Genomic DNA, 14,070 nt, shown 5'->3' with positions numbered 1-14,070 from the left:
CTGTCCTGCGGCTACCGCCACACCGACACCACGACGGCCGTCAGCAAGGCGACGGCGAGTGCGACGCCCGCCACGCTGACAACATGCGCCATCACAAACGCGTTTGCCGATACCGGGGACTGATCCGGTGAATGTCTGCGCCTGGGCTCTTGCGGCGAGTCGATTTGAAATTGAGGCATGACGTAGCTCCTTTGATGGAGCCATCGTAATTAGCGCTCGACCATTCGAACAGCACATGGCAGGATATTTCAATGATGACAAATTCGAATGACTGATCATGAATGCGTTAGATATCGATGCCGTGCGGGCCTTTGTGCTGACGGTTGAACTCAAGAGCTTCACCCGGGCGGCCGAAGTGCTGAACTCCACTCAGTCGGCGGTCAGCGTCAAGATCAAGCGGCTGGAGGCGACACTCGGACACCGGCTGCTGGACCGCACGCCGCGTCAGGTGCGGCTGTCGGCAAGCGGACTCGCCTTTCTGGCGCCCGCCCGCGCGCTCGTCAGTGCCCATGAAACGGCGCTACAGGCATTCAGCGTTCAGACCCGGCGATTGACCATCGGCATCAGCCACCATCTGGTCGGCGCCAATCTCCCCTTGTTGATACGACGCATGCACGACGCGGACCCCGGCGTGATTGTCGAGCTTCGCATCGCACCGTCGCGCGAATTGCTCGAATGCTACGACGCGACCGAGATCGACGCGTGCATTGTGCTGCGCCACGACACGCGGCGTCTCGACGGCGAACGTATCATGGCGCAATCGTTCGGCTGGATGGCGGCGACGGACTTCGAACCGAGTGCCAACGGCGGGCTGCCGCTCGCGACGCAAGCCAAGCCGTGCAGCGTGCGCGCGATGGCCGTGAGCGCACTGGATGCTGCTGGCGTCGCGTGGCACGAAGTCTTCGTGGGGGGCGGTGTCGGCACAATTGGGGCCGCCGTGACCGCCGGGCTGGCCGTCGCGGCACTCGCTCACCGTGTTGCCCCGGTCGGGACGGTCGACGTGGGGCAGCGTCTTGGCCTCCCGCCGTTACCCGAGCGGGACGTGGTGCTGCACACCGGGCTCACCGATGCGCAGGCCAGACGCACGCTTCAGACACTGAGCGCAGCGTTGCGAACGACCTGAGTCGTGAGGTGAAGGGAGATGCCTCGCTTTTGACCTGCTTTTGACCTGCTAATGCCGCTTAGAGATATCGATCCGAGAATCGATTATTGGATTGCAGCCCGATGTCATTTTTATACTGCAAACCAGTCTGGCACTCGGTGATCGAGAGTGCCAATCACTACCGATTTCTTATCTCTCTCCACCATCAAGCAGAAGCAAAAGGAAACGTCATGAGCCTTCGTCCTTTACAGGATCGCGTCATCGTCAAGCGTCTCGATCAAGAGACCAAGACCAGTTCGGGCATCGTGTTGCCCGATAGCGCCGCAGAGAAACCGGATCAAGGCGAAGTGCTCGCCGTGGGACCCGGCCGCCGCGACAAAGATGGCCGTCATATCGAACTCGACGTCAAGATCGGCGACCGTGTGCTGTTCGGCAAGTACGGCGGTCAGGTCGTCAAGGTCGACGGCAACGAACTGCTCGTCCTGCGCGAAGAAGACATCATCGCTGTCGTCGCCGTTCACTAATCCCCATTCATTTCTCTATTTAAAAGGCGCAACTCATGGCAGCCAAAGACATCGTATTGCGCGACGCCGCACGCGCGAAGCTCGTTGAGGGTGTGAACATCCTCGCCGACGCCGTGAAGGTCACCCTCGGTCCGAAGGGCCGCAATGTCGTGCTCGAACGCAGTTTCGGCGCACCGGTCGTCACCAAGGACGGCGTATCCGTCGCGAAGGACATCGAGCTCGCCGACAAGCTTCAGAACATTGGCGCACAGCTCGTCAAGGAAGTCGCCTCGAAGACCAGCGATCTCGCGGGCGACGGCACCACGACGGCGACCGTACTGGCACAGGCCATCGTGCGTGAAGGCCAGAAGTACGTGGCCGCCGGGCTCAACCCGCTGGATCTGAAGCGCGGCATCGACCGTGCGGTCGGCGTGGCGGTCGACGCCTTGCGCGCCATCAGCAAGCCCACGACCACCAGCAAAGAAATCGCGCAGGTCGCGACTATCTCCGCCAATGGCGAAGAATCGATAGGCCAGCGCATCGCCGAGGCCATCGATCGCGTGGGCAAGGAAGGCGTGATCACGGTCGAAGACGGCAAGACGCTCGCTGACGAACTGGACGTGGTCGAAGGGCTCCAGTTTGATCGCGGTTATCTGTCGCCCTACTTCGTCAACGATCCCGACAAGCAGATTGCGGCGCTGGAATCGCCGTTCGTGCTGCTGCACGACAAGAAGATCAGCAATATCCGCGATCTGCTGCCGTTGCTGGAGCAAGTCGCCAAGGCGGGCCGTCCGCTGCTCATCATCGCGGAAGACGTGGAAGGCGAAGCGCTCGCCACGCTGGTCGTGAACAACATTCGCGGCATTCTCAAGACGGTTGCCGTCAAGGCGCCGGGCTTCGGTGACCGCCGTCGCGCGTTGCTCGAAGACATTGCCATTCTCACTGGCGGTCAGGTGATCGCCGAAGAAACCGGGCTGTCGCTGGAAAAGGCAACGCTCGCCGAGCTGGGACAAGCCAAACGTATCGAAGTCGGCAAGGAAAACACGACCGTCATCGACGGCGCCGGTGAGGCCGTCAACATTCAGGCACGCGTCAAACAGATTCGCGTGCAGATCGAAGAAGCCACGTCCGACTACGATCGCGAGAAGTTGCAGGAGCGCGTGGCCAAACTGGCGGGCGGCGTGGCCGTTATCAAAGTCGGCGGCGCCACTGAAATCGAGGTCAAGGAAAAGAAGGATCGCGTCGACGACGCCCTGCATGCCACCCGGGCGGCGGTGGAAGAAGGCATTGTGCCGGGCGGTGGCGTGGCGTTGATCCGTGTGCGCGACAAGGTGCGCGAAGTGCGCGGCGACAACGCCGATCAGGACGCCGGCATCAAGATCGTGCTGCGTGCGCTGGAAGAACCGTTGCGTCAGATCGTGGCCAACGCGGGCGATGAGCCGAGCGTCGTCGTCGCGAAGGTGGCACAAGGCAGCGGCAATTTCGGCTACAACGCCGCGATTGGCGAATACGGCGATCTGGTCGAACTGGGGGTGCTCGATCCGACCAAGGTCACACGCACGGCGTTGCAGAACGCGGCTTCTGTCGCCGGCTTGCTGCTCACCACCGACGCGACTATCGTCGAATCGCCGAAGGCAAGCGCACCGGCGCTACCCGGCGCCGGCGGCGCGGGTGGATCTGATTTCGGCTTCTAAGCCAAACTAAGATCGCCTGAACACCATCAGCCGTAAAGACAACGGGCCCCATCCGACAAGGCATGGGGCCCGTTACTGTCAGGGGATTGCCCCCCGATCTCAGAACCGATGCTGGACGCCGATCTGCACGCCTTGCGCATCGGCCCCCGGGTAGGCGACGGCCACGCCGGGCGTGGTCGACCCGGCCAGCGCATAGGCCGACGTGCCCTTGTTGAGCAGCACTGCCCCGCTCGCATATAGCCACGTGCGCTTGGACAGCCAATAGGCATACATCAGGCCCACGTGATCGGCGTTGCGCGCGGCGGGCGTGCGGTCATCGAGGTGGCTGTACACAAGCGCCAGTGTCGACGCCGGGTTGAAGCGGTACGCACCGGAAACCGTATAGACGTTCTTGTCCACCGAGCCATCGCTTTGCTGGGCGTGGTGAAAGCCCGCGTACAGCCGCACCGTGCCGAAGTCATACGAGCCGCCGCCAAAGAAGGCTTTGAGCGTGCTCGCATTCGTGGCGCTGTCCACCGATTGATAGCCGACGCCCAGGTCTACCGGACCGCGTGTGTAAGACGCCGTGAGGTGATAGTTGTTGATGCCGCTGCGCGGTGTCGTCGTGCTGTCACGCAAACCGAGCATCGCCTGCGCCGAAAAGCCCGCAATATCGGGCGTGCCGTAGTAGATGGCATTACTTGCACGCACCGACAACGTCGCGAAGCTGTTCAGGCCGGACGCGATCGTTGACGCGCCAGTGGCGTCGAATTTTCCTTCCAGCGGCACGTACAACGGCGAGTTTTGACGTCCGAAGCGGACCTCGCCCCAGCGACCGGATGCGCCGACCCACGCCTGCCGGTTGAAGATCGACGTGGAATCGCTGGCGGTGCCGTTGTTCAGGTTGAAGCCATTCTCGAGCGTGAAGTTGATGCGGTTGCCGCCGCCAATGTCCTCAGACCCCTTCAAACCGAAGCGAGACCCGGTTTGCGCACCGGAGAGCATGCGATACGTGCTTTGGTTTCCCGAGTGCGACCAGTCGAGCGAGAGATCGAGCAGACCGTAGAGCGTCACGCTCGATTGGGCATGCGCGGCGCTTGGCAGCGCCAACCCGGTCGCGAGAGCGAGTGTGGCGATTGCCGCAGATACCGGGCGTTTGTTTTGAACGGGCGAGACCGGCCCCGCCTGCGAGGATGCGAGCGTGTAGTTTTGCGTAGTCATGTTGAGTGAGCCGATCAGTGCCGGCTTGTGCTATTGCGAAGGCGTCGAAGTTAGTCCGACGAAGTCAGTCCGAGGAGGTCAGTTCAACTCAGTCAGCCACCGTCGCGACATGGGCGCGTACGTCGGGCAAGGCAGGAATGATCCGGTTGTCCACGTACCAGTGGGCGACCTTCTCGATGCGTGTGGCGTCGTCAGGGAGCACGGCCCGCAGCGGTGACACGTTGTTCTCGCCGAGTTTGTCGGCAAGCGACGCCGGGAGATTCAGTTCCGTCGCCCAGATGCGTCCGGCCTCACGCGGATGCGCTGCGGTCCACACGTTCTCTGCACGCAGCACGCGCAATACCGTCTTCACCACTTCGGGGTGGGCCTTGAGGTAATCCTGCCGGACGAAGTACCCCACGGCGTTGTCCGAACCGATGGCCGCACCGTCCGCCAGCACGCGGGCGTTGTAGTTGTTCTGCGCAATGGAGAGGAACGGGTCCCAGGTCGCCCATGCGTCCACGCCACCACCGACGAAGGCGCTGCCGGTATCGCTCGGCGACAGATAGCGGCGCTTGACCGTCTCCGGCGCAATGCCGTTCTTGACCAGCGCGCGCACGAGCAGATATTCGCCGGTGCCGCCCTTGTTGACCGCGACCTGTTTGCCCGCCAGATCGGCCAGCGAACGAATGGCCGAATCCCGCGGCACCACGATGGCTTCGTTGCGCGCCGTCATGGGTTGGTAGCCGAAGATTGCCATCGGCACGCCGGCAGCAATCGATGTCACGAACGAGGTGGAGCTGCCGCTCGTCAGATCGACGGCATTGGCGTTGAGCGCTTCGAACGCCGGTGCCGCCGCAGGGAATGGCCCGGCCCAGACGACTCTGACGCCCTGCCCGGCCAATGCCTTATCGAGCGAGCCCTTGGCTTTCGCCAGCGTCAGATCGGAGGTGCCTTTGAGATAAGCGATGCGTAACGTGATGCTGTCGGCACGGGTTTGCGCACTGACCGGCAGCGCCGCGACGGCAAGCGCCGATGCGATGAAGGTGGCCGCGAAGGCAAGACGCCCTCCCGTGCGCCGGAAAGCCCGGCGCACGTTGAAAGTGAAATTCATGGTGGATTCCGATGGAAATGAACGCGGTAATGCTCAGGCCTGTGGCGGCACGGGGGCGGTGGCGAGCGTGGAGGGATCGCGATCGAACAACGTCGACCACGTGAATGTCTTCTCGGCGACTTCACGGCGTCGCACAGGCAGATGCGGCAGCACTTGTTCGGCGAAGCGGTACGACTCTTCGAGCAGCGGCATGCCGGACAGGATGAATGTCTCGATGCCCCGGGAGGCGTAATCGTTGAGCGTCTTGATGACGGTCGCGGGCGAACCGACGATGGCGGTACCCGGGCCCGGGCGCACCAGGCCGAGGCCCGACCAGAGATTGGGCGCGATTTCGAGATCGCGGGCGCGCGCGGGACGTTTGCCCTGATGCAGCGCACTCATGCGCCGCTGCCCGACGGAGTCGCTGCCGCCGACAAATCGCTGATTCGCGGCAATGGCGTCGTCATCCATCAAACTGAGCAAGCGATCGGCCTCGGCCCACGCGGCGTCATCGGTGTCTCGCAAGATCACGTACAGCCGAACACCGTGCGACAAGCGCCGGCCGTAATGCGCCGCACGTGCGTTGACGTGGTTCACGCGCTGTTCGATCTCGTCCGGTGTTTCTCCCCATGACAAATAAGTATCAACATGCTTGGCCGCGACTTCGATGGCCGGTTCGGACGAACCGCCGAACCACAGCGGCGGGATCGGGATCGACTTGCCCGCGGGCAACGCCAGCTTTGCGCCGTCGACGCTGAAGTATTTGCCTTCGTACGTCACTGTTTCGCCCGCAAACAAGCGCTTGAAAATCGTCAGGTACTCGTCGGCCATCAGATAGCGCTCGTCATGCGGAATCTTCATGCCGTAGGCGCCCAGCATTTTGGCGTCACCCGAGACGACATTGAGCAGCAACCGCCCTTTTGAGAATTCCTGAAACGTCGCCGCCATTTTGGCGAGCAACGTCGGCTGGATAAGCCCGGGATGAATCGCCAGCAGAAAGTTCATGTCCTCCGTGTAGGAGAGCAGCGAGCCGCCAAGTACCCAGACGTCGTGCGCCCCCGTGGCAAACAATGCGCCGGTAAAGCCGAGGTGGTCATAGCCGCGCGCCAGTTGCTGGAGGTAACGGTAATTGATCGTACGTGCGCCATCGGTCGTCCACGGCGCGTGTCCGTCGGGGGCTGTGAGATACCAGTAGACATTCATTGCAAGACTCGTGAAGCCAAGTGTTGGGAGAATCAGCGCGCGTGGGTAGCGCTTGAAAAATTCAGCGGTGCCGCAGAGGCGGACTGCCGGATATCGATGGTGTGCGACAAGTCGCCATGTCGATGCAGCAGATCCGCTTCGCCTTGCTGTTCGGCGTAGAACGCTGCATCGCAGGGCAGCAATTGCCAATCGCGCGCGGCAAGTGCGGCGTGCCATGACGTTGCGTCAGCACCTGAAATACCCGCCGCTGCCAGGCGCTCGGCATAGGGAGCGGGATCGTTAGCGACGTCGCGGCCCAATGCGGTCAGGGCGGAAAACACCGCGTCGAGCGCCGCCGTGTGCTGATGAAATGCCTCACGGCGTGCCCAGAACACGGAGCGGTTGGGCACGTAGGGGCCGATATCCGTCAGCACACGCCATTGCGACGCCTCGCTGCGCACGCGCTCAAGCCAGGGCGCCATGGCGATCCACGCGTCGACCTGACCATCGCTAAGTGCGCGGTAGGCATCGGCAGGTGCCAGCTCCACACGTTCGACGTCACGCAACGACAGGCCTTCGCGCTCAAGGACGGCGGCAAGAAACGATGTGTGAAAGGACCCGTCGAGCAGTGCGACGCGACGGCCAGCGAGGCCGGGTACATCATCGGGGCCGTCTTCCGCCCGTACGACGAGGGCCCCGTTGGTGCCTCTCGGCGCGGACGCCGCGACGTAGACGAGCGGCACACCGTCGTGCTGGGCTAGCACAGGGGGCGTCGATCCGGTACCGCCGACGTCGATAACGTTGTCCGCAATCAACCGGCCCGTGTCGCGCCCTTCCCTGTAGGCAACGAACTGCACGGCAGGCGATCCGTCCGCCGTGAGGAGCGTTTCAGGCCAGCGCAGCGGCCACGTCAGCGCGGCCAGTTGCAGGTGCAAATTGTTGGGATGGACGCCGATACGCAATGCGGCCATGGGTGCTCTCCTTCATCAACCGAGTGTGTTGAAACATCCGCATTGCGCTATCATCATGCAACACGAAATTCGCTATGGGGTGATTCTATTGCCTGATAGCGAACGTTCTTAATGATATTTTTCACTATGGTTATCGCCGCAGCGGGATACCAGCGCCGCACTGCGACGGGAGAGGCACATGACAAAAGCGGAGAAAGTGCAGAAGGCGGAGATCGACGAGACGACAGTCGTGGCCTCGGCGCACGAGACCGATGACGATTTCATCGGGCGCCTGCGTTTGTTGGTGGCACGCGCCGGGAATGCGAGCGCACTGGTGCGTCAGGCGGGCATTTCAGCGAGTGGGTTTCAGAAGTACCTGAACGGTGCCGAGCCTTCGAGGCGCGTGCTCATTGCCCTGTCGCAAGCGGGTGGCGTGACACTGGAATGGCTGTTGACGGGGCGTGGCCCGATGGAGACGGTGGTACGAGATGTTTGGCCTGACAACCATCTGACGCTCTTGCCGCTCTATCGTGGCGGCGAGCCGGACTGCCTGGTGCCGGAGTCCTCACCGGAAAAACTGGTTCAACTGGCGTTCTGTCAGGAATGGCTGGCACGTCACGGGTACGATCCCGTGCATCTGGCCACCATGCGCGTCGAAGGCAATGCCATGTCGCCGACCTTTCGCGCGGGCGACACGCTGGTCGTCGACCGTCAGGTGGCGAACGTCGCCGATGGCGAAGTCTATGTGCTGCGCGACGGCAGTGATTTGCTGATCAAACGGCTTCAACGACAGTTGGGCGGCATGGTGTCGCTCACGTCGGACAACGCACAGTACGCGCCGATACAGGCACCCCTCGAGCGTCTAGACATCGTTGGGCGGGTGATCTGGCGGGGAGCGCTGCTGTGAGGTAGATGGCACAAACCGGGTCTGTAGACCGGTCTCGATAAAACCCAAAATTTTGGGTCCTATGTCCGATTTCTGGCGTTAATTACCAATAGTTTGTGCTTTAGGATCGCTATAGCGCCCGCGCCAGCAACGTCGGCAGTGACGACGCCAGCAACGTCACGCCCGACGCCGTCAAGAGACCCAGCACCACCTGACGAAAACGGGCTTCGCTGATGCCGATATAGAGTTTTGCGCCGAGCAGCGTGGGGATGGGCATAGCGAGCGCGACAATGCCGAAGAACGGCAGCATGTCGCGCGTGACGATGCCGGTGGCCAGATAGGTGCCCATCGTGACCAGCAGCATCGACAAGTTGAAGTTTTGAATCACCGCGCGCTGCACGTCTTTGTCGACGCCACGCAACGTGCACCACAATGTCGGCAACGTGCCGGCAAACCCGCCGACGCCGCCAAGCACCCCGCCCGCCATCCCCACCAGCGCATCTGCTGCGCGGCCGCCCGACGAGATTCGCGGCAGGTTTCTCGCCAGCAGCATCGTCGGACACCAGATCACGAGCAGCGTCCCGAGGATGGCCTTGAACCAGTCCATATCGAGTCGCGGCAGCAACGCAACGCCGAGCGGAATCCCCAGCAAACCGCCCAGCACAAATGGCAACAGTCGCTTGACGTCAACGCCGCGCCGCATCGTGACGGCGGCCAGAATCTGTCCGGACAGTGCACCAAAGACGGCCAACGTGGCGGCGAGCCGGGGATCGAGCACCCAAGCCCAGAAGGACATTGCAGCGAGCCCGAAGGCAAAGCCCGACAAGCCTTGAATGAAGCCCGCCACGATCGTGCCAAGGATCACCACCAGATACACCGAATCCATTGTCGTCCCCCGTCTATGCGCGTCTTGCTTGCATTGTGGGCGCGACGGCGTGCGGTGCTGATCGCACTTGGCTATGTGCCGATATGGATTTGCTTATGGCATCCGACAGGTCGTGCTTACTTGCTCGACGGGCGAATTCTGAAGATGAAGTCGACTTCGGCGACAGCGCCCTTGGGTAATTGAAGAACGCCGACCGACGTGCGCGTGTGCACACCCGATTCTCCGAGGACTTCAAAAAGGACATCCGAAGCACCATCGGCCACTTCGCTTTGCAACGTGAAGCCGGGTGCGCTTCGCACAAAGACGCTGATGCGGGGTACCGAGACGATGGCATCGAGACTGCCGCACGCACGGTGGATCAATGAAAGTGCCCGCAGCGCAGAAACCCCGGCCGCCTGCCGGGCATCTTCCAGCGATAGGCTGTCACCCGCGCAACCAACGAAATGCACCGTTTCGCCGATTCTCGGGATCTGTCCGGCGACATACGCCATATCGCCATCGATGAGCACCGGCGTGTATTTCCCGCCGACCTTGATCTCGTCATCGACCGGAAACCCGAATCGATCGGCAACGCGCCGCCACTGATTATCTCGGTTCATGCCATTCCCCGCGTCGTGTATTGATCGGTAAGCGCTGATATTACTGGATCAACTCACGACGCGGCTTGTACTCGTTGATAAGCCACCAGCGCATTGGCATGCCTGATCAAATTCGCCGTCTCGCTCAGAACAGAAACCGCGCGCCGACGTTGAGCAGCCAGCCGCGCACGCCCGCATTGCCGATGTCTTTGGACCATGAAGCTCGGCCATAGAGCGACATCGTCTCGGACATGGTGGCGTTGGCGCCGACGGATAAGCGCAAAGCATCGCCCAGCTTGCCGCTGGTGAAATCGACGCCACCGACCGTGACATGCGTCCCGTCGGTAAACGCGTGCAGATAGTCGACGGCGAAATATGGCGTCACCCTCCCCTTGCCCACATCAAAGGCGCGCGTCAGCCGCATGCCGATGCGCCCGAGCAGTTGATTCTGGCTGCCGATATTGACAGCGAGATCGTCGGCATCGACCTGATTGTTGAACCCGACATGCTGGCCGACCAGTTGCACCTGCGGTTCAAGCTGCAACCCGGCACCGATACCGACCGGATACCCAGCTTCCACCGACAACGCGACATCGCGCCCCTTCAGGTTCGAGGCAGTGGCATAGGCATTCGTACTCACCCGGCCATCGAACCAGCCGAACGACAGGACATTGTCGACATACCATCCCTGCGTGCTCTGGTACGTCGCGTAGCCCGATACCCGATAGGTGTTGCCTGATGCGCTGCTGTACCCGTCAACCGCATCGGGTTCGAAATGCAGCCAACCGATGGCACCCGCCAGCCCGAAACGCCAGAGCCCGTCCTCGTTGCGGCGCTTGAACAGATTGCCGCCGAACTGCACCGCGCTGTAGTCGCCGTCCGCGTTATAGCCGTACTGCTGGAACGTGCGGTTACTGCGGTAGTTGAAGTGCCCGCCATAGACACGGACGAAAGCTTCCCCGTCGCCACTGTCTCGCCCGAGATCGCGGTCGTCGCGAATTTCGCCCAGCCGGCGATGCAGCGTATCGATATCCACCAATCCCGCGTACAGCAGCGCCACCGGTGCGCTCAGGTACGCCGCGACCTGCGGCACGACCTCGGGGCGGGCGTTGGGCGGAATTGGCTCCGGCACCCCCGGATCAATCGGGTCAACCTCGCCGCCCGGGTCGACAAAAGCCCCCTGAAGCCGGTAATCCCAGAATGTCCCCTTCGCGCCAACCAGCGACTGTCCCGGACTGGCCGCACCATACTCAGAGCCCGGACCATAGGCGTACAGGTGGTACTGGAACGGCAGGTTCTCCGCGGTCACGTAGCCGTTCTTCAGCACAAAAGCATTCTGTGTGGACGTGCCCGCGACCTGAATGAGCGAGATGCCATCGGTCGCCGAGAACAGATGCAGCGTCGGCGCCCCCAGCAAGCCTCGGTTCAGATGCGCCTGATACGTCGCGACGGGCCCGGGGCTGGCATCGACCGGCCGAACATCGACCAGCGTCGTGCCCGTGGCATTGCCCCCGATCAACAGACGGTCGGTGAACTGGTTGGATAGCGCGCCCCCGGCGTTGAGATACGTGTTGAGTGCCAGCGTGCCGCTGTTGCCGGTGTAGTTGCCCGACGTGCTGATGCTTGTGTACGACGACGCCGATGTCGGAGCACTCGCCTGCGCCGCCGTCGGCAACACGTTGATCGAGCTCGCCGTGTTCTCCAGCGTGGTCATGTTCGAGTTGCCGGTCACGTTCCAGACCGTGCCGTTGCGCAACGCCACTTGCGCTGTACTCGCCGCGTCGACGAGGATCGTTCCTGTCAGCGTCGATGCGTCGGATGAAAACACCACGTTGCCCGCAGACGTGCCGTCCGCGTTCACATTGAGCGCCGCAGCGCCGGGCCCCGCGATCAGAGATGACCCCGCTGTCAGCGAAATCGTGCCAGTGGGTCCGGTCACGTGAATCGCATCCGATTGGTCGCTGCGAACCACCGAGCCGGCCAGCGCCACGATTTCATCAGACCCCGGCACGCCCGTGAGATACATGCCGTAAGCACCGGCGCCCTGTGCATGGAACGTTGTTCCCGACGCGCTCAGGCGGGCCGTATCGCCCGCAAAGAGATTGACGAGCATCGCCGCATGCGCGTTGGCGCCCGAGGTCGTGACCGTCGATGGCGTGGCGCCCGCGTCCGACGTGATGGTGACTTCAGGGCTGCCTGTCGACACACTGCCGGAGTCGGAGTCGACCAGACGAATCCCGTACGCTCCGATGCCGCTCGTGACGATTGTCGTGTTATGCAGCACGGTGCCGCCATTGCCCTCGGCATCCACGCCATGCGCAGAGGCACCGCTGGTAGTGATAGTGCCGTTGCGATACGACAGGGCCGCCGTGCCTTCATAGGCCCCGTGACTCGCCCGGTTCAATAATCCGTAGCCGCTAATACCAGTGGTCGTGATAGCTGAATTGGTCAGCGATATGGCACCGCCGCCGACCGCACCGGCACCCTGTGCAAACGGTCCGGACGCGTTGATCGTGACCGCATTGCCGGTGATCGTGCCGCCAGTGGTCGCCCAAAGCCCTGCGCCGCTCTGTCCGCCTCCCGTGGTGATCGTTGTGCCCGAACCAAGATCCGCGCTCGCTTGCCCGCCCGTGGTTCCGCTGACGACAACGCCATAGGAGAAATTGCCGACGCCGGCAATGGCGACACCGTATCCGCTGGACGAATTGATGACGAAGCTCGCCACCGACCCGGCTCCCGAAGCACTGACCTGAATGGCCGTATTCGTCGGGCTGGTGACCGACATGGCGCTTGCCGGCGCAAAGGTCAGAGAGGCCTGATTGCCACCGGACGCGGAAATGCGCACCGCGGTCGATACGTTCATGCTGCCGTCGGTGTACGTCAGGGTCTTGCCGTTGCCGACGCTTAGCGCTGTCGAAGGCAATGTCTGCGCTTTGGCGCTCCCTGCGGCGAGGCTCACACACAGGAGGCTTGCCAGCGCGATGACGGACGGCTTGAACGGCCACGCCGTGGACAAACTGCACACGCGTACGAGCATGACGGTGTCTCCCTGATACCTGGTATCTCGCAAAACAAAACCACGCATGACCGTACACGTGGCGATGTTCGTGCAATGCGCCACGGATCCGTGGCGAGATGAAGACCAAGATGAAAGACGCGCCCGGCATGGCTTATTAATTAACACCTCTAATTAATAGAAAGCCATTGGCGCCTTGAAGGCTTTGCCGATTCTAGGTTGCCGTTGTTTTGAATGGCAAGTGTTTCCGCCATTCAAAGGCAAGGAGATAATTTAAATTACCGAAAATATCTTTTAATTCTCTTTTTCGGATATCGACGATCAACGCGCCATATGATCGAGATAGTACTGAGCCGCCCGCGTGACGTGCCGCTCGGCGAGCAGCGCCGCAAATGCCGCGTCACCGGACTGGACCGCCCGAAGGATCGCGGCGTGCTCTTCCCACGTGATGCGCACTTCTTCGTCGTTGGCATTCACGAAAAGCATGCGCGAGCGATCACGCATCGAGCGCATCAGGTCGGCGAGCATCGAGTTGGCGCCTGCGGTGTACAGCAGATCGTGAAAGCGGGCATTGAGCTCCAACAGACTGGCGGTCTCTCCTGCGGCGACTTTGGCGTTGCCTTCCTGCAAGACTTTTTCGATTTTCTTGACCAGTTCCGGTGTGCAACGCTCCGCTGCCAGACGGGCGTTGAGCCCTTCAAGCGTGGCGCGAATCTGCACCAGCTCGCGCGCCGAGGCCGGGTCGAACGAGGCGACCACCGCACCGTGGCGCGGCCGTACCTCGACCAGCCCCTCGACCGCCAATGCACGCAACGCCTCTCTCACCGGGACGCGCGAGACATCGAGCTCTTCGGCAATGCGGCCTTCGACCAGCCGGTCCCCCGGCTTGTACTCTCCCGACGTAATCGAGGCGCGCAAACGGCTGATCACCAGATCCGACAATTGCTGATGCATGATCGGCTCGCGTCCGTTTGCCCCTGTGGCTCCCCGCACCATAATTC

The 14,070-nt window shown here is 62.2% G+C and carries 13 protein-coding genes; 4 read left to right on the top strand and 9 right to left on the bottom strand.

The genetic code is table 11. The annotated features are described in order from the left end of the window. Positions 1–11: 11 nt before the first annotated feature. The gene (locus CDV46_RS27245; RefSeq protein WP_176399190.1) at positions 12–179 is read right to left on the bottom strand and encodes a hypothetical protein; all 168 of its coding nucleotides are present in this window, start codon (positions 177–179) and stop codon (positions 12–14) included. A 98-nt stretch (positions 180–277) separates the two neighbouring features. Here CDV46_RS27245 and CDV46_RS25195 point away from each other — a divergent pair, with 98 nt between their 5' ends. The 3 genes from CDV46_RS25195 (at position 278) to groL (ending at position 3,299) form a co-directional block, all read left to right on the top strand. Further along, a complete protein-coding gene (locus CDV46_RS25195) occupies positions 278–1,123 on the top strand; it encodes a LysR family transcriptional regulator (protein ID WP_087725722.1) in 846 nt (281 codons plus the stop codon). Between the two features lie 209 nt (positions 1,124–1,332). After that, positions 1,333–1,626 carry a co-chaperone GroES gene (locus CDV46_RS25190; RefSeq protein ID WP_087725720.1) on the top strand — a complete coding sequence of 98 codons (294 nt, stop codon included), beginning with the start codon at positions 1,333–1,335 and terminating at the stop codon, positions 1,624–1,626. 35 nt (positions 1,627–1,661) lie between these two features. Then, entirely contained in the window at positions 1,662–3,299 is a 1,638-nt protein-coding gene (gene groL, locus CDV46_RS25185; protein ID WP_087725718.1) for a chaperonin GroEL, read from the top strand. A 99-nt stretch (positions 3,300–3,398) separates the two neighbouring features. Here the strand turns inward: groL and CDV46_RS25180 are convergent, their stop codons facing one another. From CDV46_RS25180 to CDV46_RS25165, 4 genes are all read right to left on the bottom strand, one after another. Further along, the gene (locus tag CDV46_RS25180; protein ID WP_087725716.1) at positions 3,399–4,499 is read right to left on the bottom strand and encodes a porin; all 1,101 of its coding nucleotides are present in this window, start codon (positions 4,497–4,499) and stop codon (positions 3,399–3,401) included. A gap of 88 nt (positions 4,500–4,587) precedes the next feature. Further along, positions 4,588–5,592, bottom strand: a complete 1,005-nt coding sequence (locus CDV46_RS25175; RefSeq protein ID WP_087725714.1) for an aliphatic sulfonate ABC transporter substrate-binding protein — start codon at positions 5,590–5,592, stop codon at positions 4,588–4,590. 33 nt (positions 5,593–5,625) lie between these two features. Continuing rightward, on the bottom strand, positions 5,626–6,774 hold the full coding sequence (locus tag CDV46_RS25170) for an LLM class flavin-dependent oxidoreductase (protein WP_087725712.1): 1,149 nt from the start codon (positions 6,772–6,774) through the stop codon (positions 5,626–5,628). 32 nt (positions 6,775–6,806) lie between these two features. Next, the gene (locus tag CDV46_RS25165; RefSeq protein WP_217896772.1) at positions 6,807–7,724 is read right to left on the bottom strand and encodes an ABC transporter substrate-binding protein; all 918 of its coding nucleotides are present in this window, start codon (positions 7,722–7,724) and stop codon (positions 6,807–6,809) included. A 178-nt stretch (positions 7,725–7,902) separates the two neighbouring features. Here CDV46_RS25165 and CDV46_RS25160 point away from each other — a divergent pair, with 178 nt between their 5' ends. Next, positions 7,903–8,610, top strand: a complete 708-nt coding sequence (locus CDV46_RS25160; protein ID WP_087725710.1) for an XRE family transcriptional regulator — start codon at positions 7,903–7,905, stop codon at positions 8,608–8,610. Between the two features lie 109 nt (positions 8,611–8,719). On the opposite strand, the gene CDV46_RS25155 is transcribed toward CDV46_RS25160, so the two are convergent. From CDV46_RS25155 to CDV46_RS25140, 4 genes are all read right to left on the bottom strand, one after another. Beyond that, a complete protein-coding gene (locus CDV46_RS25155; protein WP_087687579.1) occupies positions 8,720–9,475 on the bottom strand; it encodes a sulfite exporter TauE/SafE family protein in 756 nt (251 codons plus the stop codon). 116 nt (positions 9,476–9,591) lie between these two features. Then, a complete protein-coding gene (locus CDV46_RS25150) occupies positions 9,592–10,074 on the bottom strand; it encodes a RidA family protein (protein ID WP_087725708.1) in 483 nt (160 codons plus the stop codon). A gap of 124 nt (positions 10,075–10,198) precedes the next feature. Continuing rightward, the gene (locus CDV46_RS25145; protein ID WP_176399189.1) at positions 10,199–13,090 is read right to left on the bottom strand and encodes an autotransporter family protein; all 2,892 of its coding nucleotides are present in this window, start codon (positions 13,088–13,090) and stop codon (positions 10,199–10,201) included. A 300-nt stretch (positions 13,091–13,390) separates the two neighbouring features. After that, a complete protein-coding gene (locus CDV46_RS25140; protein WP_058378642.1) occupies positions 13,391–14,065 on the bottom strand; it encodes a GntR family transcriptional regulator in 675 nt (224 codons plus the stop codon). Positions 14,066–14,070 lie beyond the last annotated feature (5 nt).

Origin of the sequence: Pandoraea sp. PE-S2T-3 (assembly GCF_002179965.1) — a bacterium.
Lineage (GTDB): Bacteria > Pseudomonadota > Gammaproteobacteria > Burkholderiales > Burkholderiaceae > Pandoraea.
The sequence above is the reverse complement of the archived record's forward strand: the minus strand, read 5'-3'. Positions and strand labels throughout refer to the sequence as shown.

Bases quoted from the DNA above. Each gene is read 5' to 3' on its own strand.
- CDV46_RS27245 (WP_176399190.1), bottom strand. From the start codon at position 179: ATGCCTCAATTTCAAATCGACTCGCCGCAAGAGCCCAGGCGCAGACAT.
- CDV46_RS25195 (WP_087725722.1), top strand. From the start codon at position 278: ATGAATGCGTTAGATATCGATGCCGTGCGGGCCTTTGTGCTGACGGTT.
- CDV46_RS25190 (WP_087725720.1), top strand. From the start codon at position 1,333: ATGAGCCTTCGTCCTTTACAGGATCGCGTCATCGTCAAGCGTCTCGAT.
- groL (WP_087725718.1), top strand. From the start codon at position 1,662: ATGGCAGCCAAAGACATCGTATTGCGCGACGCCGCACGCGCGAAGCTC.
- CDV46_RS25180 (WP_087725716.1), bottom strand. From the start codon at position 4,499: ATGACTACGCAAAACTACACGCTCGCATCCTCGCAGGCGGGGCCGGTC.
- CDV46_RS25175 (WP_087725714.1), bottom strand. From the start codon at position 5,592: ATGAATTTCACTTTCAACGTGCGCCGGGCTTTCCGGCGCACGGGAGGG.
- CDV46_RS25170 (WP_087725712.1), bottom strand. From the start codon at position 6,774: ATGAATGTCTACTGGTATCTCACAGCCCCCGACGGACACGCGCCGTGG.
- CDV46_RS25165 (WP_217896772.1), bottom strand. From the start codon at position 7,724: ATGGCCGCATTGCGTATCGGCGTCCATCCCAACAATTTGCACCTGCAA.
- CDV46_RS25160 (WP_087725710.1), top strand. From the start codon at position 7,903: ATGACAAAAGCGGAGAAAGTGCAGAAGGCGGAGATCGACGAGACGACA.
- CDV46_RS25155 (WP_087687579.1), bottom strand. From the start codon at position 9,475: ATGGATTCGGTGTATCTGGTGGTGATCCTTGGCACGATCGTGGCGGGC.
- CDV46_RS25150 (WP_087725708.1), bottom strand. From the start codon at position 10,074: ATGAACCGAGATAATCAGTGGCGGCGCGTTGCCGATCGATTCGGGTTT.
- CDV46_RS25145 (WP_176399189.1), bottom strand. From the start codon at position 13,090: ATGCTCGTACGCGTGTGCAGTTTGTCCACGGCGTGGCCGTTCAAGCCG.
- CDV46_RS25140 (WP_058378642.1), bottom strand. From the start codon at position 14,065: ATGGTGCGGGGAGCCACAGGGGCAAACGGACGCGAGCCGATCATGCAT.